Annotated in this window: 26 protein-coding genes and 1 pseudogene; 19 read left to right on the plus strand and 8 right to left on the minus strand. The window is 59.1% G+C overall.

What is annotated here, in order from left to right:
- Window positions 1-84 precede the first annotated feature (84 nt).
- Entirely contained in the window at window positions 85-555 is a 471-nt protein-coding gene (locus NKH35_RS07465) for a GFA family protein (protein WP_050588111.1), read from the minus strand.
- Between the two features lie 192 nt (window positions 556-747).
- On the opposite strand from NKH35_RS07465, the gene NKH35_RS07470 reads away from it, so the two are divergent.
- The 4 genes from NKH35_RS07470 to NKH35_RS07485 all read left to right on the plus strand — a co-directional run bounded on the left by NKH35_RS07470 (window position 748) and on the right by NKH35_RS07485 (window position 3,758).
- Window positions 748-972 carry a hypothetical protein gene (locus NKH35_RS07470; RefSeq protein WP_023681156.1) on the plus strand — a complete coding sequence of 75 codons (225 nt, stop codon included), beginning with the start codon at window positions 748-750 and terminating at the stop codon, window positions 970-972.
- Window positions 973-1,258: 286 nt separating this feature from the next.
- Window positions 1,259-2,746, plus strand: a complete 1,488-nt coding sequence (locus NKH35_RS07475; RefSeq protein WP_352913987.1) for an alpha,alpha-trehalose-phosphate synthase (UDP-forming) — start codon at window positions 1,259-1,261, stop codon at window positions 2,744-2,746.
- A gap of 244 nt (window positions 2,747-2,990) precedes the next feature.
- Window positions 2,991-3,155, plus strand: a complete 165-nt coding sequence (locus NKH35_RS07480) for a hypothetical protein (protein WP_023681158.1) — start codon at window positions 2,991-2,993, stop codon at window positions 3,153-3,155.
- A 339-nt stretch (window positions 3,156-3,494) separates the two neighbouring features.
- Entirely contained in the window at window positions 3,495-3,758 is a 264-nt protein-coding gene (locus tag NKH35_RS07485) for a hypothetical protein (protein ID WP_023681159.1), read from the plus strand.
- A gap of 225 nt (window positions 3,759-3,983) precedes the next feature.
- On the opposite strand, the gene NKH35_RS07490 is transcribed toward NKH35_RS07485, so the two are convergent.
- A complete protein-coding gene (locus NKH35_RS07490; RefSeq protein ID WP_031197822.1) occupies window positions 3,984-4,274 on the minus strand; it encodes a hypothetical protein in 291 nt (96 codons plus the stop codon).
- A 2-nt stretch (window positions 4,275-4,276) separates the two neighbouring features.
- Window positions 4,277-4,831 carry a response regulator gene (locus tag NKH35_RS07495; protein ID WP_050588792.1) on the minus strand — a complete coding sequence of 185 codons (555 nt, stop codon included), beginning with the start codon at window positions 4,829-4,831 and terminating at the stop codon, window positions 4,277-4,279.
- A gap of 158 nt (window positions 4,832-4,989) precedes the next feature.
- Between NKH35_RS07495 and NKH35_RS07500 the strand changes: the two genes are divergently transcribed.
- Entirely contained in the window at window positions 4,990-8,103 is a 3,114-nt protein-coding gene (locus tag NKH35_RS07500) for a CheR family methyltransferase (RefSeq protein ID WP_352914034.1), read from the plus strand.
- Complete coding sequence (locus NKH35_RS07505) at window positions 8,100-8,516, plus strand: response regulator (protein WP_023700039.1); 417 nt, start codon at window positions 8,100-8,102, stop codon at window positions 8,514-8,516. The genes NKH35_RS07500 and NKH35_RS07505 overlap by 4 nt, the downstream gene beginning before the upstream one ends.
- Before the next feature lie 181 nt (window positions 8,517-8,697).
- On the opposite strand, the gene NKH35_RS07510 is transcribed toward NKH35_RS07505, so the two are convergent.
- The 3 genes and pseudogenes from NKH35_RS07510 to NKH35_RS07520 form a co-directional block, all read right to left on the minus strand.
- Window positions 8,698-8,943: a hypothetical protein gene (locus NKH35_RS07510; RefSeq protein ID WP_023725497.1), complete on the minus strand. Its 246-nt coding sequence runs from the start codon at window positions 8,941-8,943 to the stop codon at window positions 8,698-8,700.
- 90 nt (window positions 8,944-9,033) lie between these two features.
- A pseudogene (locus NKH35_RS07515) lies at window positions 9,034-9,436 on the minus strand (SDR family NAD(P)-dependent oxidoreductase); the annotation flags it as partial.
- Between the two features lie 604 nt (window positions 9,437-10,040).
- Window positions 10,041-10,826 carry an SDR family NAD(P)-dependent oxidoreductase gene (locus NKH35_RS07520; RefSeq protein ID WP_352913988.1) on the minus strand — a complete coding sequence of 262 codons (786 nt, stop codon included), beginning with the start codon at window positions 10,824-10,826 and terminating at the stop codon, window positions 10,041-10,043.
- A 527-nt stretch (window positions 10,827-11,353) separates the two neighbouring features.
- Here NKH35_RS07520 and NKH35_RS07525 point away from each other — a divergent pair.
- From NKH35_RS07525 to NKH35_RS07540, 4 genes are read left to right on the plus strand one after another with little or no spacing between them, the layout of a single operon-like run.
- A complete protein-coding gene (locus NKH35_RS07525; RefSeq protein ID WP_352913990.1) occupies window positions 11,354-11,815 on the plus strand; it encodes a hypothetical protein in 462 nt (153 codons plus the stop codon).
- A complete protein-coding gene (locus NKH35_RS07530) occupies window positions 11,812-13,032 on the plus strand; it encodes an NRAMP family divalent metal transporter (RefSeq protein WP_352913993.1) in 1,221 nt (406 codons plus the stop codon). Before NKH35_RS07525 ends, NKH35_RS07530 begins: the two co-directional genes overlap by 4 nt.
- Window positions 13,029-13,391: a hypothetical protein gene (locus NKH35_RS07535; protein ID WP_352913995.1), complete on the plus strand. Its 363-nt coding sequence runs from the start codon at window positions 13,029-13,031 to the stop codon at window positions 13,389-13,391. The genes NKH35_RS07530 and NKH35_RS07535 overlap by 4 nt, the downstream gene beginning before the upstream one ends.
- Window positions 13,392-13,393: 2 nt before the next feature.
- Window positions 13,394-13,726: a hypothetical protein gene (locus NKH35_RS07540; protein WP_023681169.1), complete on the plus strand. Its 333-nt coding sequence runs from the start codon at window positions 13,394-13,396 to the stop codon at window positions 13,724-13,726.
- 79 nt (window positions 13,727-13,805) lie between these two features.
- Here the strand turns inward: NKH35_RS07540 and NKH35_RS07545 are convergent, their stop codons facing one another.
- On the minus strand, window positions 13,806-14,381 hold the full coding sequence (locus NKH35_RS07545) for a GNAT family N-acetyltransferase (RefSeq protein WP_352913997.1): 576 nt from the start codon (window positions 14,379-14,381) through the stop codon (window positions 13,806-13,808).
- Between the two features lie 202 nt (window positions 14,382-14,583).
- Here NKH35_RS07545 and NKH35_RS07550 point away from each other — a divergent pair, with 202 nt between their 5' ends.
- The 5 genes from NKH35_RS07550 (at window position 14,584) to NKH35_RS07570 (ending at window position 18,424) form a co-directional block, all read left to right on the plus strand.
- On the plus strand, window positions 14,584-14,904 hold the full coding sequence (locus NKH35_RS07550) for a hypothetical protein (protein WP_352913999.1): 321 nt from the start codon (window positions 14,584-14,586) through the stop codon (window positions 14,902-14,904).
- 636 nt (window positions 14,905-15,540) lie between these two features.
- On the plus strand, window positions 15,541-15,951 hold the full coding sequence (locus tag NKH35_RS07555) for a DUF427 domain-containing protein (RefSeq protein WP_023704637.1): 411 nt from the start codon (window positions 15,541-15,543) through the stop codon (window positions 15,949-15,951).
- A 39-nt stretch (window positions 15,952-15,990) separates the two neighbouring features.
- A complete protein-coding gene (locus tag NKH35_RS07560) occupies window positions 15,991-16,410 on the plus strand; it encodes an HD domain-containing protein (protein WP_352914001.1) in 420 nt (139 codons plus the stop codon).
- A 332-nt stretch (window positions 16,411-16,742) separates the two neighbouring features.
- Window positions 16,743-17,249, plus strand: coding sequence for a YciE/YciF ferroxidase family protein (locus NKH35_RS07565; RefSeq protein WP_023668075.1), 507 nt, complete (start codon window positions 16,743-16,745; stop codon window positions 17,247-17,249).
- A gap of 128 nt (window positions 17,250-17,377) precedes the next feature.
- Window positions 17,378-18,424, plus strand: coding sequence for an ATP-dependent DNA ligase (locus tag NKH35_RS07570; protein ID WP_352914004.1), 1,047 nt, complete (start codon window positions 17,378-17,380; stop codon window positions 18,422-18,424).
- Window positions 18,425-19,078: 654 nt separating this feature from the next.
- On the opposite strand, the gene ku is transcribed toward NKH35_RS07570, so the two are convergent.
- Window positions 19,079-20,044 carry a non-homologous end joining protein Ku gene (gene ku, locus NKH35_RS07575; RefSeq protein ID WP_502906975.1) on the minus strand — a complete coding sequence of 322 codons (966 nt, stop codon included), beginning with the start codon at window positions 20,042-20,044 and terminating at the stop codon, window positions 19,079-19,081.
- Between the two features lie 53 nt (window positions 20,045-20,097).
- Between ku and NKH35_RS07580 the strand changes: the two genes are divergently transcribed.
- The 4 genes from NKH35_RS07580 (at window position 20,098) to NKH35_RS07595 (ending at window position 22,377) form a co-directional block, all read left to right on the plus strand.
- A complete protein-coding gene (locus tag NKH35_RS07580) occupies window positions 20,098-20,532 on the plus strand; it encodes a DUF768 domain-containing protein (protein ID WP_198029688.1) in 435 nt (144 codons plus the stop codon).
- A gap of 5 nt (window positions 20,533-20,537) precedes the next feature.
- On the plus strand, window positions 20,538-21,146 hold the full coding sequence (locus tag NKH35_RS07585; RefSeq protein ID WP_245260762.1) for a LysE family translocator: 609 nt from the start codon (window positions 20,538-20,540) through the stop codon (window positions 21,144-21,146).
- A 101-nt stretch (window positions 21,147-21,247) separates the two neighbouring features.
- A complete protein-coding gene (locus tag NKH35_RS07590) occupies window positions 21,248-21,733 on the plus strand; it encodes a DUF6894 family protein (protein ID WP_156933725.1) in 486 nt (161 codons plus the stop codon).
- Between the two features lie 23 nt (window positions 21,734-21,756).
- On the plus strand, window positions 21,757-22,377 hold the full coding sequence (locus NKH35_RS07595; protein ID WP_023687850.1) for a cysteine hydrolase family protein: 621 nt from the start codon (window positions 21,757-21,759) through the stop codon (window positions 22,375-22,377).
- The last annotated feature ends 284 nt before the right edge of the window (window positions 22,378-22,661 follow it).

Genomic DNA, 22,661 nt, shown 5'->3' on the forward strand with positions numbered 1-22,661 from the left:
TGGACATTTCTCTCATTCCAATGGTTCGGCCGCCGTTCAGGATCCGCCAGCCCTGGCGCTGACGCCCGGATCCAACCTCCTGCCTCACCGGTCTCTGGGATTGCCCAGGGTGGGGTCGCGCGCTCGGGTGTAGCCCTCGACGCGAGGCAAACCGTCATCCATCCTGATAAACGGCAGTCGCATTTCCCAATAGGCTTGAGCTTGGGGATGGAACTTCTCGGGCGCGTCCATGAATCCGATCGAGATGTAGAACTCATTTGGCAAGCCTTCATCGGTGTACCCAATCGAGGTGCCACATTCCGAACAGAAGGAGCGCACGACCCCCCTGGTTTTCGAAAATGTTTTTGGTTTGGAGCCGAGCCAATCGACCTGATCTGGACGATAGCCAATCCAGATCGTCAGTGGGCTGCCGATCGCTCGTCGGCAGTCATCGTCATGGTCGAAACAAATCCAAAAGGGATCGCCACTGAATTCAGCTGTGATGGCTCCGCAAAAGCAATGCCCTCGATCAATCCGGGCCGGTTTTCTGATCGTCGTTCGGGGTTTGTCGTCCATGGTAATCTTCCGGCCAGCGTGGTGGCGTAACGCCGCGGACGGCAAGCAGTTCCTTTGGACGTCACAGAGCCGCAGATGCGCGCAACCGGCGGGCTGCTGGTCAATATCATTTGAGGCAGATCAGGCCTTGATTTGTTGGGAACATTTTTTCAGGTCCGCACTTTGTTCGCCGTCTGACCAAAGGAGGCGACCTTGAAAACACGACGCGTCGACAGGGAAAAGATCGAGAGGGCGGATCGAGAAGCCAAGTTGCTGTTGGAAGCGGAGCGGCATGCCAGGGAAGCCAAGACGGCGCGGCTTAGAGAACAGCGACAGTTGTTGGAGGCATCGATAGCGCAGACCCCGCCCGCGCCCGTAGCCGCAAAGCAGCCGCCCCGCCAACGAAAGCCGACGCGCAAGGTAATCGAGGTGGACTGACGGTTTGGTCACTTGGGGCTTTTGCCAAGGTGGGGAGTTGATATGACAGGGCAGGGGATCCGGCAGCATGAATACCAAAGCGGTAAGTCCGGCCGTCGCCAAAGCGGCTGCTCGGCGTGCTGGATCGGGGTCTCATCACCGGTGTGTCCGACGACGATCCTGCGAGAGCCGCTGAAAAAGGCGCCCGAGCGGGCCGAGAACCAGCGAATCCGGCTGGACACTTACGTCGGGAACAATCGCACGCGCGGACCGTTCCCCAAGCGATCTTCACGCTCAGGATTTGCTCTTGTTGCAGCGACCGGATGAAATTCTCAACGAGGCTTCGCAAACGGTTGGTGACCCTCTTGAGCGCGACGCAGTAGGTGGGGAGCCAACTGGCGATCGCGCCATCCCGCGTCGTCTGGTTGTCGTCTCGAACAGGCTGGGGAACATTCGCGATCTGTCGCAAGCCGGCGGACTTGCTGTAGGCATCGGGGATGCGTTGGCCGAGCGTGGAGGCCTGTGGCTAGGAGCAAGCGCCGAGTATCAGGACTACGCCGCGAGCGACGAACCGCTAATCCGCTTGGAACGCGTGGGAAAGATCGAGACGGCTGCGCTTACCCTGCCGTATGAGGAGTATTCGCTCTATTACAATGGCTATGCCAACAGCACGCTGTGGCCGCTTTTTCATTACCGACTCGACCTGGTGAACCACCGGGCAGAGTTTCTACACGCCTACCGGCAGATCAATGCGCGGTTCGCGAAGGCGCTCGCAGGACTGCTGTCGGGCAACGACGACCTGGTGTGGGTTCACGACTACCACCTTATCCCCTTGGCCGCCCAGTTGCGGCGGCTGGGAGTCCGGAATCGGATCGGTTTCTTTCTTCACATACCCTTCCCGCCGCCTGACCTGTTTGTAGCCACGCCCGACCATGAAGAACTCATCGATGATCTGCTTCAGTATGACGTCGTGGGATTCCAGACCGAAACGGACGTGGGGAATTTCCGGCGCTCAGTGCAGGCGGCCAACTCCATTACTTTTGATATCAATGGTTCGGCTGAGATGAACGGCCGCACGTTGTTATCGAGGTGTTTTCCGATAGGCATCGACGTCGATTCAATCGCACGCATGGCCAATGAGGCGGCGGAGGATGTGCAGATTGATTCCATGCGCCGCCAGATTCTGGGCCTCAAGCAAATCATCGGCGTCGATCGGCTGGACTACTCCAAGGGTCTCCCCGGCCGCATGCAGGCTTTCGCGCGTCTTTTGGAAAGGCATCCGGAACACGAGCGGGCGGCAACATATTTGCAGATTGCGTCGCCGACGCGCGAGGAGGTCAGCGCCTATGCCGACATCCGGGCCCAGCTTGAGGCAACCGCCGGCGCGGTCAACGGAAGATACGCGGATTTGGCTTGGACCCCGATCCGCTACATCCACTGTGCCGTATCACGCTCTCGGCTTGCTGGCCTGTTGCGCGCTAGCCAGGTCGGATTGGTCACGCCCCTGCGTGACGGAATGAACCTCGTCGCCAAGGAATACATAGCCGCGCAGGACGAAGCCGATCCCGGAGTGCTGGTATTGTCGCGTTTTGCGGGTGCGGCCGAAGAACTTGCCGAATCCTTGATCGTGAACCCGTATGCGGTCGACGAGGTTGCTGACGCGATCGCAAAAGCGCTCGCGATGCCGCTTGAGGAAAGAATTGCAAGGCATAGTGCACTGCTCAAGCGCATCACGCGCAATGACGCAGCAGAATGGCGGCGGTCATTTCTCGCCACGCTCGCGGGCGAGAACTAGCGCCTGGCATCGATGCCTGAATCCGTCCGTGTGTCACGCGTCCCACGCGGCCATAGCCCGGCCATAACCCGGCTGGCCGGAGCAGTTCGAAAGGCCTTGAAGCTGATCGTGTATCTTGTCGTCCGCATCAAAACTTTTCGCTCATTGACGGAAGCGCGATAGCCCGCCTCAATCGGTGGACTATCGAAGGCTCCAGGGAACACACCGCCGGTCCGGTCGTTTGGGCTCTGATAGGAGATCTGCGATGACAAAGAACCCCACGCGAAAGGACAGAGATCTCTCTGAACAAGAGGCAATCAAGTTGGCCGAAGCCACCGACGTGTCACCCGGGCAGGCCAAAGAGCTTGCAGCCGAGCACGGCAAAGACGGCGCCAAGAAGGAAGCAAGAAATTACAAGGCGGAGGGCTGACTATGGCGGCCAGTGGATCCGCAAACGACAGAGACGCACGAGCCACCCTCTACGCACAAGGCGTAATGGAAGCCGAGCGCAAGGCGCGGGAAGAGAAAACGGCGCGATTGCGCAAAGCCCGTTTGGCGCACGAGGCGATCAATCCGCCTGCACCCGAGCGGAAACCGGCAGTGCCGAAAGCCCCAAAGCGGGCCGCCAAACCAGGCAGCCGAAAAGCTGGAGAAGATTAGCTTCAGCTTCTTCGGCTGTGCCGGCGGCACGCGTCGGGGAAGAGCAGACCGTGCGGTCGATCTGCACGATAAATTTGTACCTCGTCGAATGACACAAAGGAGTCCAGTGATGACGGAGCATGTGTCCCGGAAGGAAGAACAGCGTGGCACCCGAAATGTACTCGGGTGGGGCGTCGTCATTGCGGCTGTGATCTTCGTCGCCCTGCTAGCCTTCTTTGTGTTCATACCCCTTTCAGGCGGATCGTGGCAGACATCGCCAGTAAAGCGCACCCCGGAACAGAACCAAGGCGGTAATGCCCCCGCTGAGACATCACCCGCGCCCGGCGTTAAAAAGAACCCGCAAGAAAATACCGAGATGCCAGGGCAGCAGTGATCGACCTTGGGCTGCGACCCAAGTTGGCCCTGATCTTCCTGGTCGTCTCATCGGCGTCATGATGGGATCAGGGCCTTCTGGGCGCAGGAACCGCTGAGCTATTGAGACTGGGGTTTCGCCCACATCGAGCGCAGAAAGATTACCGCAGCAGCATCGGTCTGGCGAACGAGGCGATGACGCCATCGTGGAACTCGAGGCAAATCAAGATGCCTAGCTGCAGGCCGTTCAGTTGGGATTTTTCAGCTGCTTTGACAACAGCAGTTGCTGCTGCAGCTCAAGGGCGAGCTTCAACAGCCGTTCAGGTGTTTCCTCTTCCGCGATTTCGTCGAGCAGCGCTGCGAGTGCGTCGCCTTCAACAGGATCGCGGAATGAGTCAGGTTTGGTTTGCGGAGGTTTGGCCACGAGGATTTCTAGCAGGAATGCGGCCGTATTTGCAAGACGAAGCGAAGCGCTCTTGGGGAGGGGTACCGTAGCGGGGGCGGTCGACAGGGCGGCCTGCGGCAAACTATCGGACAATCTTAATTCATGATGCCAGACCTGTCGTTGCGGAGCACCTCCTCCATGAGTGTATTGAGCCATTCGCTCAAGGGAAGGTCATGCCGCGTCGACAACCGCTCCTCCAGCGCCGCCTTCAATGTGCGTTCCACGAGGCGATCGGCCGCCTGTGGGTCGCCCAGCAGCAGCCGCGCGGACAGCCTCAGTTTTGGAAGAGCGCGGAAGACATTGTCTTCACCAAGCGCTGTTGATTGCGCGGCGAGGATCCCGGCAACCGTCCTGAACCCGGCCGGCTTGGAGAGGTTTTGGGTGTACCGGAACCGCTCCGGCAGGGTGATCTGATCGTTTCCGGAGAAGAATACGAACGGGATGCCTCTGTCCGTCAGCTCATCGGCGAGGGGAAAAACAGTCTCACCGTTAAGATCGATGTCCAGCACCGCCCCGTCCGCTGAATCGATATATCGTCGAGCCCGGCTGACTGACGACACCGGCCCCAAAACGGTCGCCCCACAATCGCTGAAATAAGAGGCAAGTTCGCTTGCCAGCAAGAATTCGTCCTCGACGAGCAGAATTCGCATGCCTAATAACATAGCAGCCCTCCGGGCTTTAAACGGCGGTCGCGTCCATCGGTTCCGTGGCTATCGGCGGTGCGGGATGGGAATTCGACCAGGAACGGTTTACACATTGGATCGAAATCAGCGCTGCCGCGTTGCATTTCACTGAAGCAGGACAATTGATGCAAAAGCTGCCGAGGTTCCCCATAGTCGGTATTGGCGCCTCTGCGGGCGGCATTGCCGCCATGGAGGGATTTTTTCGCGGGATGCCGTCTTCGAGCGGGATGGCGTTCGTGATCGTCACGCATCTCAGCCCGGAACGGGAAAGTCTGCTGCACGAAGTGATTGCGCTTTACACCGGAATTCCGGTTCGTGTCGCTGAAGATGCAATGGATATCCATCCTGACACCGTCTATGTGATGCCGCACAACGCGATCCTCACCATCGAAAATTCCAGCCTAAAGCTGCGCCAACCGAATTCGGTGTCCAGGGAGCGCAAGCCCATCGATATCTTTTTCAGCGCGCTGGCCGAGGATCAGGGCGAATACGCCGTCGGCGTCGTCCTGTCGGGCGGCGATTCCGACGGTACGTTGGGCATCAAGGCAATCAAGGAGCATGGCGGCCTGACGCTGGCGCAACTCTCCGACGAGTCGGGTCCGAGCAATCCCGACATGCCGCGCAGCGCGATCAGTTCCGGTCTGATCGATATCGCTATCCCGGCCGATGAGATGGGTGCGAAACTCATGGAATTTGCCCACAGCTTTGAACTGCTCGACGAGCTTGAAGCTGACGATGGCAAGGCCAGTGCTTTGAAACTCCGCAAGGGCCAGGAAGAAATCTACGCGATCCTGCGCAGCCATTCGGGACATGATTTCTCGGGCTACAAGGCCAAGACGTTCTTGCGCCGCGTCAGGCGACGCATGCAAATAACACAGAACACCGCGATCGATGCCTATATAGAGTTGCTTCGTTCAAATGCGGAGGAAGTGCGGTCGCTGTTTCGCGACCTGCTGATCAACGTGACAAATTTCTTCCGCGATACGGACGCTTTCAAGACCCTGGAAGAAACCGTCATCCCCAAACTTTTCGAAGGCAAGGACGCCAACGATACGATCCGCGTCTGGGTGCCCGGCTGCGCAACCGGCGAGGAAGTCTTCTCGATCGGAATGCTGATGCGCGAGCATATGGATACACTTTCGGCTGTGCCGCGCATCCAGATTTTCGCCACGGACATCGATGACGCGGCGTTGGGCATCGCACGTTCGGCGCGCTATCCGGAGTCATTGCTTGCGGGCGTTTCGCCTGGACGTCGCGAACGCTTCTTCAGCAATGACGGCACAAGTTTCATCTTGAGCAAGAGCGTACGTGATCTCTGCATCTTCTCGGCGCACAGCGTCATCCGCGATCCACCCTTCTCGCGCATGGACATGGTGTCGTGCCGGAACCTCCTGATCTATTTCGGCCCCGATGTGCAAAAGCAGGTTATTCCGACCTTCCACTATTCGCTGAAGCCCGGTGGCTATCTGTTCCTTGGCACCTCCGAAAGCATAAGCCAGCATGCCGACCTGTTTGCACCGGTCGACAAGAAACAACGGATCTTCAAGGCACGAGAACATTCGGCGCCGCCGCGGCTGCCGATCTTGTTGAATGCTGCGCCTGCAACCAACTTTTCCAGCGCCAATGACACACATGCCCGCCGCGGCTTGTCTTATTCCCTAAGGCAAACCGTTGAAGCGCAGGTTCTCGAACGCTTCGCTCCGGCTCACGTCGTCGTCAATGGTGATGGAGATGTCGTCTATTACTCGGTCCGAACCGGCAAATATCTCGAGCCGCCGCAAGGGGTGCCGAGCAGACAATTGCTCACAATGGCACGCAGCGGCCTGCGTCTGGAATTGCGCGGCGCTTTGCGGGAAGCCGCCGAGGGCCGGCGCACGGTTGTGCGCGAAGCGATAGCCATTGAAGAAGATGAAGATCGTGTCCAATTCGTCACATTGACGATCGAGCCCTTGACTGATCGCGGCAGCGGCGAGCCGCTGTTTCTCGTCCTGTTCGAGCCGGTGGGCCAGCCGCAGCCGCGGCTGGAGGCTCTAAAGGTTCGACAGCCGGTGGCATCTGGGATTGCTGATTTCGAACGCGAGCTCCGCGATACGCGCGAGCGCCTGCAATCGACGATCGAAGAATATGAGACCGCGTTGGAGGAGTTGAAATCTTCCAATGAGGAACTCGTCTCGGTCAACGAAGAAGCCCAGTCCTCCAATGAGGAGCTCGAGGCCTCCAAGGAAGAAATGCAGTCCCTCAATGAGGAATTGAACACCATCAATGCCGAACTGGTTTCCAAGATCGAGGATCTCGATCGTGCCAACAGCGATCTGAAGAACCTGTTCGAGAGCACACAGATCGCGACTGTTTTTCTCGATACCAAGCTGGTTATCCGCAGCTTCACGCCGGCGGCGTCTTCGTTCTTCAACTTGCTGCCGACCGACATCGGAAGACCGCTGACCGATCTTGCCAGCCGGCTCGATTATCCGCACCTGCGCGACCATATTGCCCAGGTTTTCAGGGCCGGCGAGATGATCGAGCACCAGCTGCCGCGCGATAGCAACGGCATCCACTATCTCGTGCGGCTGATCCCCTACCGCGACAGCGCGCGGAAAATCCAGGGCGTGGTGGTGACCTTTGTCGATGTGACGACCATGGCTGAAGCCGAAGCCCACCAGCGGGTATTGATCTCGGAACTCAACCATCGGGTCAAGAACATGCTGGCTGTTACGGTCAGCATTGCCAGTCAGACCCTGAAAAATGCTCCCTCTTCGGAGGCTTTCGCCGAAGCGCTCATCGGTCGCCTGCGCGCCATGGCGCGGGCCTACGGAGTGCTCTCGCGCGAAAGCTGGAAAGAGGTCTCGGTCGAGGAAATCGTGCGGCAGGAAGTCGAGCCGTTCGGGCTGGAACGCATCAACACCACAGGCGAGGACCTTCGGCTCAAGCCTCAGCAGGGCCTGTCGCTTGGCATGGTGATCCATGAACTTGCCACGAATGCTGGAAAATATGGCGCCTTGTCCGTGCCAAACGGCGTGGTGTCCGTGACTTGGTCGGCGTCGGATCACGGTTTTCAGCTCGAATGGTTAGAAAGCGGCGGTCCCGCTGTCAGTCCGCCTGAGAAGACGGGATTTGGTCTTTCGCTGGTGAAGGGCGAAATTGAGTATCGGCTTGGCGGAAATTTTGAAACATCTTTCGGTTCCGATGGTTTGAGCTTGCGGATTGAGTTTCCGTTTGATCATCGGGAGAGCGAAACGTGACTGCATCTCGTATCCTTGTCGTCGAAGATGAATGGCTGGTCGCGGAGGAGCACCGCGCAATCCTGGAAGAGGCCGGCTTCGCCATCGCCGGGCCAGTGCCGTCCGTTGCTCGCGCGAAAAAGCTGATCGAGAGTGAAGTCATATCTGCTGCGGTCCTGGACATTGGTCTCGGCGGCGAGACCAGCGCTGCCCTTGTCCCTCTTCTAGCGCAACGCGGAATTCCGTTTGTTTTCGTCAGTGGGTACACGGCATCCGACATCCCGCAAGATTTGCGTCATCACAAGATGCTGTCAAAACCCGTGTGGGCTGCCGCGCTGGTCGAGGCCGTGCGAAATATGCTCGGTGTTCAACCGACAGCTTTGGCAAGACACCAGGACAGCGGAACGGTGCCAACCCAACGAGAAGCCCGATAACTGCACAAAGACACTGGTTTTTCACCAGAGATGCGACGACATTCGGGTCCAGGCCCGAGCCGGCGTCGCCGGCAAGTGCCTGCGATCCGGCCGGCACGATTGGCATGCTCGCGGTCTGGCGTACTCCAGCGCTGGGCGAAAGTTCGCCACCGCGCGACGATTGGTCAGCCGTGTGAGCTTATCAAACAACGGGCAGTTCGCCCTCGGTTTTCCTCGCGTCGAATAGGACGCCAAGGCCGTAAGTGACGGCGCCAGCGGCAATCATCTCTGCCAACGCTGCGCTCGACACCGGGCAATGCGGCATGACAGCCTTGATCGCGAGTTCGGCATTCGCGATCGACACGAAATCGTGCCGTCGCTTACGGGTCTCCAGATATTGTTCGATCAACATCTGCAGTCGCCTTCTTTCTATATCATCGCCAGCCATTGGTTCCTCCTGTAGACAGTCTGAAAGCCCACCACGCCTAAGGAGCGGTGGGCCTGGCGGCCCTTTTTGAGGACCGTGGACTCGAGTGAGGCGGGCAGCGTTGCTGACCAGGATGTCGAGACCGCCGAGGGGCGTTGCTGCTTCATCGACCAGCTTTCTGCAAAAGGCCTCATTGCGGATATCGCCGGCAAGCCTTTTGACCTGCCGCTTTTATTAGGTCCACCAGTTCGTCGGCGTCTTCCTGTTCTTCGGGGAGGTAGCCGAAAGCAACGTCCGCACGCTCGCGCGCGAATGCAATCGCCGCCGCACGACCGGTTCCGGAATCGCCGCCGGTTATCAGCGCTTTGCGACCGGCAAGCCTGCCTGGTCCCTTGTAGGTCGTTTCGCCGTGATCCGGGCGCGGCACCATCTTGCTGGCCAAACCCGGCCACTTCTGTTCCTGTGGCTTGAACGGCGGCTGGGGATATTGCGTCACCGGATTCTGTTTGAGCATCGGGCTCGCAGGGCCTGCTTTAGCAGGCACTGTTCCCGTATCGGCTGACGCCGTGGAAGCATAAGCGGCGAGAATTCCTCCCGCCATGCTTCCAGCGACAAGTCTACGCGCTGCGTCTGGTACATTGTCATGCTGGTCGTGGTTCATCATGGGCTCGCTTTGACGGCAGGTGACCGTTACGGAAGTGGCACCTAACCGGCCGTCGACGCGAATGTTCCCTTGTGATTGCAGTGAGGTGTCGCTCGCCTTGCCCGTCTCGGCCGTGAGGCCGCATCACCACTTTGACACAACCTCCTGATTGTAGCGGAACGTCTTGTACAGACCGGCCCTGCTTCCAGATCGGCCGGCGGGTAATCAGAAAGGGGGGATCGATTTCGCCGTTCTGGACCATCGCCAATAAAGGTTCCAGGTAGCGTTGCGTATGCGTCTGGCCCATCCGGAAAGCCGGTCCCTCATTCATCGCCGCCAAACGGGATGTGATCGACCAGGCCAACACAGACGCCGGGAACCGAGATGGTGCCGCCTTGCGGCAGCGATAGATTGCCTCGCGCAGCACATGCGGTCTCTGCGAATGCCAGCCCGTTTGATGACGCGAAATATCAGCTCAGTCGCTGGACGCCGACCCCGGCTCGGCCATCCTACGGTGCTGTTCGGCCAAAGTGGCTGCCGGCGTGACATGCGCGGCGGCAACGTGCAGCTTGTTTTTCCAACCGCTGACGACCTGTTCATCACCGGCCATCATCGCCTCGTAACCCGTTTTGGCGACATCGGCCGGATTGTCCTTTTCATCGGTGCCGATCTTGGTATCCATCATTTCAGCGCGCTCGAAGAATCGCGTCTGCGTAGGGCCAGGCATCAGCACGGTGACCGTCACCCCGCTATCTTTCAGCTCATGGCGGAGCGCGATCGAGAAGGAATCGATGAACGCCTTCGTGCCGTTGTAGACGGCCTGGAATGTGCCGGGCATGAAGCCGGCGATCGATCCGGTGAACAGGATGCGCCCGCGACCTCGCCGGGCCATCTTGGCGCCGAGCTCATGCGCCAGATAGACCGTTCCAGTGACATTGGTGTCGATGATCCGGCGGACTTTTCGCCAGTCCTGGTCGACGAAGCCGTTGCCGAGCCCGCGTCCCGCATTGAGAAACAACAGGTCGATATCGCGATCGCCGATTTGGGAGATCAACCGATCGGCGCCCTCGACGGTCGCCAGATCGGCCTCAATGGCTTCGACCGTTACATTGTGGGTCTCAAGTGCCTCTGCCGCCTGCCGGATAGCCGGCTCGTCGGCGGCGATGATCAGGTCGTAGCCGTCTTTAGCGCACAGCTTTGCGAGTTCCCTTCCGATGCCACTCGAGGCGCCGGTCACCACAGCGAGTTTGGCGTCCGTCATCATATCCTCCATCTTCGTGCCATCGGAACCACGAGTGGGCACAATTGTTCCGCGGCGTTTGGGCTGGATTGATCGTGCGCTGTCATGACGGTCAGGCGACGGTCGTCATCGCGGTCGTCGCGCGCATTCATGGATGGGCCGTTGCGACAAAAACCGTTCTACGCCATGAGAACTCGCCATGGCCTACCTTCAAAAAGGCCCCCCAAACGCATGGATGAGTACTCAGAACGGATCAGTTGAAGTTGGAACAAGTGGCCCGGTTGGAAGTTCGAACCGTGCAGCGTTGTTGCCCTCCCATGTTGATGCTGCGCGATCGGGTCATCCCCTCAGCCCGATCTGCCCGCGCTTCTCCGCGCCAAAGAGAAGCGCGGGCCCCCCTCTTTTAACGGCTGTCCGGGATGGAGCGTTTTTTTACGTTGGACTAGCCGACCTCACAGGCTCGTCGTCGGTTTCGTTTGACGAGCTCTCCGAGCGCTCTAGATCATTGATGCCGGACGCAGTTGGTTCGGGCCGGGGAGGAAATCCGCGTGGCGCATCCAACGCGCGCTGTACCCCATAACGACCGTCATTTTCCGGTTGGCTGGCTGTGCTTGCTGCTGATTCTAGCCGGGTTGGCCGGATGCTCGTCTTCCAATCAGGTGGCGCAGCAATCACGAACCGCGGCCTCCGCGGCACAGACCGTATCGATGGTGCTGGATGCCTGGGTGGAGGGAGCGGCACCGTCCCCCTATGCCACGGCCGCACTGCACTCGGTCGGAAAAACGCTGGCCGATGTCGAGGCGCAAATTCGATCGGCCGAGACCGCTGAACCAGCCGGGCGAGCAGGACTGACGGCAGCAGTCAACAGTTTGTCGGTGGCGGTGGCGCATGCCGAGGCGGGATTGCGGGTGAACAATCGCACTGAGGTGAAAAGCGCACAACAGGATCTTCGGGCGGCCATGCGCTCGCTCGCCGCCGCTTACACCAGCGCTTTCGGACCAAAGCTGTGAAGAAGCTTCTGGAAATATCGCTTGGCGTCGTCACCAGTGTCGGAGGTTTCCTCGAAGTCGGGTCGATGGCTACGGCGGCGCAGGCGGGTGCCGCCTTCCGATTCCAGCTGATCTGGGCCATAGTTCTCGGCACCATATGCATCATCTTTTTGGTTGAAATGGCCGGTCGGTTCGCCGCGATGAGCCATCACACGATCTCAGAGGGCATTCGTGAAAGGTTTGGGTTCAACGTCTTCCTATGGCCGTTGCTCGTCGTCCTTCTCGTCAATTTCATGGTGCTGTCCGCTGAGATCGGCGGTGTGGCCATCGCACTCGAACTTGCCACCGGCATAGGCTTCCAGTGGTGGGCACTGCCGGTGGCGTTGCTGGCATGGTTGCTGCTGTGGAAAGGCACGTTTGGCTTTATCGAGAAAGGCGTTTCGGTCCTCGGCCTCGTGACGCTGTGCTTCGTGGTTGGTGCGGTGATGTTAAAGCCCGACTGGACAGCGGTCGCTGGCAGCGCCGTGCCTTCGCTGCCGGCTCACGATGCCATCAATTACTGGTTCATGGCGGCCAGCATTCTCGGCGCGTCGATATCGCCTTATCTTTTCATGTTCTATTCCTCGGGAGCTATCGAGGACAAATGGGATGAAAGCCACCTTGGGGCCAATCGTGCCATCGCCGGGCTGGGCATGACCTTCGGTGGGACCATTTCGATCGCCGTGTTGATCGTCGCTGCTCTCGTTCTCGCGACGCACGGCATCGACCAGGTGGACGACTATCACCAACTGCCGTTGATGCTGATCCCTATATTCGGCTTCTGGGGGTTCGTTCTATTCGTTGCCTCGCTAGCCATTGCCTGTTTCGGCGCCGCACTCGAAGTCGGGTTGCAACAGGCATATCTGGTGGCACAGGGCTTTGGCTGGACCTGGGGTGAGGATCGCAAGCCGCGCGATGATCCGGGCTTCAGTGCCGTCTATACGGCATCATTGTTTTTGGCCGCCATTCCGATCGTGCTTGGCCTCGACCCACTGAGGCTGACCATCTTTTCCATGGCGGTAACGGCGGCGAGCCTTCCGCTGACGGTAGTTCCATTTCTCTTCCTGCTGAATGACGAACGCTATGTCGGCGAACATCGCAACGGCATCATTTCGAATGCCGCCGTTATCTTCATTATCGCGCTTGCCTTCGTGCTCGCCGTGGTGACGATTCCGCTGCAGATATTCGGAGGCACATGATGGAATTGATGCGTGATCTCCTGGACAAGCAGGTGTTCGACCGCCGGCGGGTCAAGATCGGCAAGGTCGACGGAGTGGTGGCCGAGTTGCGGCGGGGCAAACCACCAAGGATTGTCGCGATAGAACTCGGCTCCATCACTTTGGCGCGCCGCCTTGGCCCGCGGCCCGGGGAATGGATGGCGCAACTGGCGACGAGGGTGGGTGGCAAACGCCACGCCGAGCCACACAGGATTGCGTGGAAAAAGGTGCAGGACAACGGGCTCGACATCGAATGTGACATCGAGGTGGGCGAGACGTTGATTTTCGCCTGGCAGGACTGGTTGCGCGATCATGTCATCGGGCGCATCCCAGGAGCGTGATGATGAGGACAGTCAACCTCGAACACCTTGCCGGGCGACGCGTGCTCTCGCAGCGTGGAAAGAGCATCGGTCACATCGAAGAGATTCTCGCCGAACAGCGTGGCGACGAGCTCGTCGTTACTGAATTCCACGTTGGCATCTACGCCGCGTTCGAGCGTCTGTCGGCTTCGACCATCGGCATCGCGATGCTCGACCTGTTTCGGCTGCGCCGTCGCGACGGCCTGTACCGCATTCCCTGGGATAAACTCGATATCTCCGATCCGGCGCGACCGCGGCTGCTATGCCCGATGACCGAGCTTCCCGGATGGAAAGGGCAAAAGGACCTTCGGGAGTAGATGGCTACGGCTGGGAGGGCTAAGGCGCCGGCGTTTTGCCGGCGAACAGCCGTTCGTGCAGATGGCGCCTCCGCAAAGATTACTGCAGGTTCTTGCGAAGGAAGATGCGGGCGTGTCCTGGAATAACGAATTCGACTTTGCCGAATTCCTCAAACCCATGAAGCCGGTAAAATTGAGGCGCCTGGAAACTGCTCGTCTCGACGACGGCTCTCTTGCATCCGCGCCTAATGGCTTCCTCCTCAATCGCCATAAGAAGCTGTGATCCATAGGATCGGCCACGCAATTTTTCAGGCAAGAAGAACATGTCGAGAAACAGGAGCCCCAGTTCCGTTCTGCCCCAAATTCCACCCCAGATCTTTCCCGAGGGGTCGGTAAGCTCCGCGCCGATCACTGCCCGGTCATCGATTCCGGTTTGTTCGATGTTGTGTCGATAGAGCGCAGCGGCCGCCTGCGTTCGTGCATCCCCGTTGTGAGCCAGAGCGATTGTAAATCCTTCGGATCGAGCCGGCATGCGTTCTGCTCCTGCGTCGGAATGGTCTTGAGATTCAACCGTCAGATTAACATCAAGGCGGCCGGTTCGCTCGCAGCTCTGATCGCCACTTCTGTTGTAACCCGTCTTGCCCACATTCCGCATCGCGATCCGCGTCGGATGCATGCAGCCGCGCCCAACATATCGCTTTGGTGTTGAACAAAGCCCATCCTGCCCTTGTCAGGTCTCATCACAATTCGTGCGCCGTCAAGAGTGTCCACCTCGACGAAGGCTGCTGCGGATCACAATCCATTACGCCGGGAACAATGAGAAAAACCTGTCGTTGGGAAAGCGATCGCAATTCGGCGATTCAAACACGGAGACTCCAATGTTGAAGAAAATTCTAGCCGCGTCGGTGCTAACTATTGCCTTGGCCGGTTCCGCCTTGGCGCAGACAAATGGAACGGGTGCTGGCGGCACGGCTGGCACGGGTAATGGAACTGGTACTGGAACTGTTGGCAGCGGCGGCGCCGCTGGCAATGGCACTGGCAGCGGGAATGCGGCCGTGCCAACCGATCCGAATTCCACAAACTCGACTACAAGATCGAACGGCATGACCGACCGTTGCAAGGACGCCGCAGGCAATGACATCGATAACAACACTGCAAGTGGCACAACGACCTCGACCGTGCAAAATTGCAACAAGTAGCCGATGGACCTAGCGGCTTCGGCCGCCCGAAGGCCCGCCATCAAGACAATGGCGGGCCTCCGAGTACGTGCCTCGCATGCTGCCTGGATACATAGGAGCACATGTGTCCAAAGAGACCCGGCGGGCCAAACTCGATCGCTTAGCAGCCTCCATTCCGAAGCACGAATTCGAATTCCTCATGAAGATTGCAAAGCTAAGCCGTCATGACTTACTTGGCCTGATCGCTAAACACGATGGCGGCAGGGACAAGGTCTATAGGGACCTTGCGGCCCACTTGGCCGCAACTGAGGCCGCCCCGGAGCCCGTACATGAGGCGGCAGCTGACGACGGCCAAACAGCTGGAGCATCTCCAGCCACGAACTCGCCCGCCGGCAAGTAGCGGCGAAGATCATTTCGGTGCCAGCCCTGACGCTCCACGGAAGCGACGACCGTGTCGTCCTTCTAAAGTCTTCGAATGGGTTGGACGAGCATTTCACCGCGCCTTACCAACGAGAACTGCTGGATACTGCAAGCGGGAGGCGCTTTAAGTCAGGCCCGCCATTCAGGTTCATCGGACATGCCGGAACCTGAAGCGCCGCCGCGCATTTCGTCTCCAGGCATGACCGATCTTGCGGTAATCGCCAGGGAGAAATTCAGATGCAAACTTCAGGCGCAACTTCACAGCAAAACCTTGGCCGATTGGCCATAGAACCGTTTTCCGGCACGGTGACGGTGCGGTTTTCCGACGCCATCGTCGCAGCTACGGAGCGGGCGAAGGTCCTGCGTGAAGACGGGCACGAGCCCGTTTTCTATATCCCCTTCGAGGACATCTATTTCGATCTTTTCGAAAAGACCGACACCACCACCCGGTGCCCGCTCAAAGGCACCGCAAGCTACTGGCGTGTCCACGCCGTCGGCAGTTCTTCCGACGATTTCATGTGGGCCTACGAAACGCCCGATGCGGCTGCTCTGGCTATTGCAGGTCACGGCGCTTTCGATCCGGAAAAGGCCCGTATCGATGTCGACCCTGCCGAGGACAAGCGACACACGCCACATATCGTCGAATAGGTTCATCAGGCAGAGACAATCACGGTAACGACAGGCGCGATGAGCATTTTCTACCAGGCGGCAAAGATTGCGGAGGAGGTTCACGCGTCCCAGCGCGATAAGACCGGGCGGCCTTACATCGAGCATTGCCGCCGTGTCGTCGACGCTGTCGAGACAATCGATCAGAAGACTGTTGCCTACCTTCATGACGTTCTGGAGAAAGGCGAAGGCTGGACCCGCGCCAAGCTCGACGAAGCAGGCTTCGGACCGACAATTACCGAGGCGGTCGACGCCATGTCGCGCAGGCCGGATGAGGAGTATTTCGCCTTTGTCCGGCGGGCTGCGTCGAACCCAGTGGCGCTCCCCGTAAAACGCGCCGATCTGGAGGACAACATCTGGCAGTCGAGGCAGGTCGGAGCGTCGGCGGCCAAATATGAAGAGGGCCTTCGCATACTTGACCAAGAGTTCTCCCGACAATAGTGCGCGCCCGACGCTGGCATTGCATTTGTCGAGGCAGCCATCGCCTGCGAGAGCTTGCGGCGCAGAGCACGTTTCCGCTCTCCTGGCCGTCAGTTTTTCCGCGCCGGCGTGCGCCTTGGGGTCGTCGTCTGGACCATGGAACGTGTGATCGGGTCAAAGCTCCTTTGGAGATGGATCGCAGCGTCTCGAAAAGAAGTAACGGCCCGGCTCGGAATCAGGAACTCCTCCAGCACCGGTGCGTTGACCAGCAAGCCGGGACGAGTTCCCGGCCTCCGCGGGTGGCGGGCAAGCCGCCGCCGAACCCGAACTTCTGCACAATGAAAGGTAAGGCCATGGGCTTCTTTTCGAAGGACATCAAGACACTCGACGATCTCTTCGTGCACACGCTGCGCGACATCTATTACGCCGAAAAGCAGATCGAGAAAGCGCTGCCGAAGATGATCGGCAAGGCAACCGATCCGCAATTGAAGGCCGGATTCGAAAAACACCTCGAGCAGACCAAAGGCCATATCGAGCGCGTCGAACAGGTGTTCGAATTGCATGGCGTCAAGGCCAAGGAGGTCAACTGCCCGGCGATAGACGGCATTCTCGAAGAAGCCGACGATGTGAGCGGCGACGTCGACGACAAGGAGGTCCTAGACGCGGCACTGATAGCCTCGGCGCAGGCGGTCGAACATTATGAGATGACCAGATACGGCACGCTCATCGCCTGGGCCAAGCAGCTTGGCCGCAGCGACTGCGCCAACGTGTTGGCCAAGAACCTGAAGGAAGAGCAGGCGACCGATCGCAAGCTCACCGAAATGGCGGAAAGCAAGATCAACATGCAGGCTGCCGAGTAGACCGTCCCAGGTCATGATGAGATCTGGTTGAAATCTCATCATGACCTAACCCTGTTGAAGCATGATTTTTCCAAAACCGGCACCAGTGCTGCGTTGAGTCGATCTCCATCGTTGTCCACGGAACTTTCATGACGGGCGAATCTGCCATCTCTCGCGATCTGCCGACGAGTGTAAAATCGTCTTTCGGCGTGGCGTTGAGCACGGCGCCGATGGAAGCAAAGGCTGCCGACACGTTGCCGGCCGATGCTGGCCGATGGCAATACGAACCCAAATGGGACGGGTTCCGCTGCCTGGCCTTTAAAGCCGGCGCGGCCGTGGAGTTGCGAGCAAAATCCGGCAAGCCGTTAGGGCGGTATTTCCCGGAAATCGTCGCGATGTTGCATGAACTGAAAACAAAAGAGTTCGTGGTCGATGGTGAGATCGTCATCGAAATTGCAGGCTCTCTTTCTTTCGACGCCTTGCAGATGCGGCTGCATCCGGCGGAAAGCAGGATCCGGAAACTGTCGGTCGCGACGCCGGCAAAGCTGATCCTCTTTGACATGTTGGCGACCTCCGAGGGCGCCTTGATGCAGCAGCCGCTCTCGGTTCGGCGCGCTGCACTCGAACTGTTCGTAAAGTCGGCCGGGCGAAAGGATCTCGAACTGTCTCGGGCAACGCGTGATTTGGCGGCGGCAGGCAGATGGCTTGGCCAATCCGGACAAGGTTCGACCGACGGGGTCGTTGCCAAGCTTCTCGATGACGAATATCGACCCGGCGAGCGCGCCATGGTCAAAGTCAAGCACCTGCGCACGGCCGATTGTGTCGTCGGAGGGTTCCGCTACCTGGCGAATTCGCGTGAAGTCGGCTCCCTGTTGCTTGGCCTGTACAATGACCAGGGGCAACTCGACCATGTCGGGTTCACTTCGACGATCGCCCGGGAGGACAGGGCCAAGCTTACGCGACAACTTGAAGCTTTGCGATCGGCTCCTGGCTTCACGGGAAAAGCGCCGGGCGGTCCCAGTCGGTGGAGCACGGAAAGAAGCGGACAATGGGAGCCATTGCGGCCCGAACTGGTGGCGGAGGTGCGGTTCGATCATGTCACCGGGGATCGTTTCCGTCATGGCACCAAATTTCTGCGATGGCGTCCTGACAAAAGCCCGAAGCAATGCACGTTCGAACAGATACTTGGAAAATGAGGCTTGGCGAAGCGTCGGCAGGTCCACACTATGGAGACCAAATCCGTCAAGCATTCGGCGCAGCCAAATCCAGTCGCATTTCACTGGCGATCTTGAACCCGGCGGCGAGATAAACGCCTTTGCAGGAGGATGCCGGACCAAACCCGTTGTTCAGTCTGTCACCACGCCTCGCTTTGGCGGATCACGGTTCTCGTCCGGATTAGGAACTGGCACTTCGTCGGGAAGAAGATCCGGCTCAGGCTCGCGTATGTCCGGCGTCCACGTCGGCGCATCCACTGGCGGCTCTTCGGTTGGCTCTGGTTTGGGGGGCACATCTATTCTCCGGGTTTCGCTTGGGCGTGGGGTTCGGCCCGCCACAGGTCGCGCGTCGCCGCGTCTGGAGGCGAAAGGGTCTTTTCACACCCCATGTATTTTTACCTATGGCCAGCGGTCCTGGGGCTTGTCGGCGCCCGATCAGAGTCCTGCGTTCCGGCTCCTTTGAGCGCAATGTTGGCATCCGCTGCCTCTGACTCTTTGAGGACTGCCCTGTCGACGTTCTTGATCTCGGCATACGGCATCGTCCTTGGTGGCCAACGGGCAACCGCGAGAATTGTTCCGAGCGATTTAGGGGCGGCTGGGGCTGCTGTGCGGACCTTCTGGCTAGGCAGTTATCAACTATGCTGTCTTGCGTTTCGGTGAGGCTCTCTTTGTGGATCTCGCCAGCCCTTCCTGTTTGAGGCTCTTCTTCAGCACCTCAGCGAGGTTGATGACATTCTCCTGTGGCCTTGGTGCGGGCTTCGGCAGCTTCTTGCCTTTGCGCTTTGCATCGATCATGGCGATCAGCGCGTCTTCATAGGTGTCTTCAAATTTCGAGGGATCGAAGGTCGTCACTTTTTTGTCAATAAGCATGCCGGCGATTTCGAGCAGATCGGGGTCGTATTTCTGCTTGGCCAATCCATCGAACACAGTGCTTTCCGAAACCATTTCGTTGTGGTTGCGAAGCTCGGTCATCACCATCCCCTTGCCATAGGGCTGAATCAGCACTTCGCGGCCGCGCTGGTAGAGCACCACGCAGGATCGAGCGGCCACGCCCTTGTTCTTCATGGCATCGCGGATCACTCCGTATGCTTCGATTGCGGCGCCGTCGGCCGGGATCAGATAGTAGGGCTTCTCGAGATAGCGCGTATCGATATCGTCAATCGATACGAATTCGCCGACTTCGAGCGTGTGCTTCGACGTCAGCTTCAACGCCTTTATGTCGTCAGGTTCGATCTGGAGAAATTCGTCCTTTTCGATCTCGAAACCCTTCACCTGATCCGCTGCATCCACCAGCTTTCCGGTCTCCTCGTCGGCGTAGACGCTCCTGACCGGCAGACCGTCCTTGCGGTTCAAAATCTTGAAATGGATCTTGGACGCTTCGCTGGTTGCGCCGACAATCTTCACGCCGCAAGTAACCGAGCCAACCTTCAAGAAGCCCTTCCAGGCAGCACGTGGCGCGGCCATTTTGCGCTTATCCCGTTTCCAGCTAGGGCAACGCGTTTCCGCTCGAATTGTTCCTGCGGCGGGGGCTCGGTGCACCGTGAATGTCCGGTGGGGGGAATCCTGTCGGTCTCGACAGCGATTTTCATCGGCACGGTGCATCTTTTGGCAACCTGTCGGCGTTGGAAGTGAGCCCATTTGCCGAGGTGAGTTCCATGAAAGTGTCGACGAGGGACGATTTGAAAACCGAGGCGCAGCTTTCGGAAGACGCTGACCTCATCGTAAATCGTACAGTCCATTTCGTCGGAGTATGGATTGAGGAGCATGTGATCGAAAAGGCTGCTCTCATGCGGAAGGGCGTCGATGCCGCAGAGGAACTCGCAAGCGAATGCATCGCGGATGCAGACGAGGAAGGCATCGCCCCCGAGGACATTCAGGACGAAGTCGGGGACCTCAAGGAGTACATTGCCGAGATGATCGTGGAGCAAGGCGGTCGCGGCTCTGCAGTTAATTCTGAACCAGACATGAGCTACTTCTGCGCAACGGCCTCGGCGCCGCAGCTTCGCGTTGACCGGCTATATCGCCGCTCCAAGTCCAACAAGAGCATCATTGTTGAGAGGAACAAGTCATCGATCCCGCCCACTGGATAGCATTCGTGGGAACGGTCGTCCTGCTGCAGATGCCGCCCGGGCCGGATAGCATGCTGGTGACGGCGCGCGGCATAGGGCAGGGACGCAGGGTTGCGCTGTTCACGGTATTGGGGATGACGGCCGGCGCCGGCATGGTTCAGCTTCCTCTCATAGCGTTCGGTGTTTCGTCTCTCGTGCGAACCTCCCCACTAGCTTTTGGAGCACTGCAATGGCTTGGGGCGGCGTATCTCGTATGGCTCGGGCTAGGGCTGGTCTTCACGAAGCCGGAAACACAGGCTCGGCCGGATACGTCCCCGATCAAGGCCGTTGCCGCGGCGCGGGAAGGCATGATTGCCAATCTGTTCAATCCGTGGCCCATCACGTTTATGGTAGCGTTCCTGCCTCAGTTCGTTGATCCGCATGGGAGTTCCGTGACGCTTCAACTGTTGCTGCTGGGAGCAACTCAGAAAATGACGGGCGTGTTGGTGTTGGGGACCTATGCCGTGGCCTCCGGCAGCATAGGCGCCTGGATCCTGAAGCGCCCTCGTGTGCGGCTTTGGCAGCAGCGGATCGCCGGCCTCTTCATTGTTGGCCTTGGGTTCCGAATGGCCTTTGGCGGCGGGGCAAGCCGTTAAGTTGCCGGGCCGGCGCCTGCATCCGCAGGAACCGAAAGCGCACCATGAACATTGTCAGACACAGGCAGGAGAGTGTCGTGCAAGTCGTTCGGACCGAAGTGGTGAATGCCAGGGCGCCAGACGGGCAGTCGGTTCGCCGGGTGATATTTTGCGGCGAGGGCGGCGACTGCGTTACGGTGGACATGGCAAACGTCGGGATACAAGCTGAAGATGACGTGCTTGCCCGCGCAAAGGCAATCCTGGTCCAGACAGCGACCTTTGATCTCGCAGCCAATGAATATGACGCGAGCAGCAACGGCAATTTCGACCAGGTCGAGATAACCTCTGCAAGCGACGGCGCCGGCGACGTATATGTCTTTGAGTATCGCGATGGCGAAACCAGCCGACGCATACCGCCGTCGAGGATGGCGAGCCTTGAGGCGGCCCGGTCCGAAGCTATCCGCTGCGCAATCGATCTTCTCGCCGACCTGCAGCCTGGCACGGACGCTCTGTCCGGCTGGCTTGTGAGGGTATCCAACGAAAACGGTGAATTGCTTTACACTGTTGATGTGGCTGAGGCCGATGCAGCGCGGCAGGCAGGCCAGTAACCCAAACCCGACGGAATCCACCAGTGGCCGCCCAAGGATTGATTCACGGACCAATAGGCGACGATGGCCTGCATCTGTGCGTCGACATGCAGCGCCTGTTTGCGCCGGGTGGACCTTGGCCCGTGCCGTGGGCTGAAAAGGTGGTCCCGGCGATCGAAGAACTGGTCGCCAGACATGCCAGCCGTACCCTGTTCACGCGCTTCATTCCTGCCGCCCGCCCGGGCGAGGCGCCGGGAATGTGGGCAAACTACTATCGTCGGTGGGCGGAGGTAACCCTTTCCAACATCGATCCGCGCCTGATCGAGCTGATGCCTCAACTCGCACGATTTGTACCGCCGGCGACGGTGGTCGACAAACACGTCTATTCGCCCTGGACCGAGGGGCGGCTCGACGCGCTGCTGAGTGGCTCCGGCGTGCGTGCGCTCGTGATCACCGGTGGCGAAACCGACGTTTGCGTTCTCGCGACCGTGCTTGGCGCCATCGATCGTGGCTTTCGCGTCATTCTCGTCACCGATGCCATCTGCAGCTCTGCCGACCAGACCCATGACGCACTGATGGAAGTCTACCATTCCCGCTTCAGTGAGCAGATTGAGGCGGCCAGCATGGCGGAGGTGTTGGAGTGTTGGCCACAACTCACTCGCTGATCTGGTGGGCTTCAAGTGAAAGGGCCGACAATCGTCATTCTGGTCGGGCGGACTGTTTCAGTTGGCGGACGGCACTACAGTGAACCGGAAAACGTATATGAACGGCACGATTGCCTGATCTGGTCGCTCGCGTGAATCAGTGTCTGGAAGCGTACAAAGCCTTGCAGAGCTATCGACAGCGCGGCCAACCGTCATAGAATGAACAGGATACAGCGCCGAAGACTCGATGCCGGCATCTAGCAATCTTTGCGAGACATCCGGCGCCTCTGCCGTCGGCCTTCCGC

This window comes from Mesorhizobium sp. M1143 (assembly GCF_040318435.1).
Lineage (GTDB): Bacteria > Pseudomonadota > Alphaproteobacteria > Rhizobiales > Rhizobiaceae > Mesorhizobium.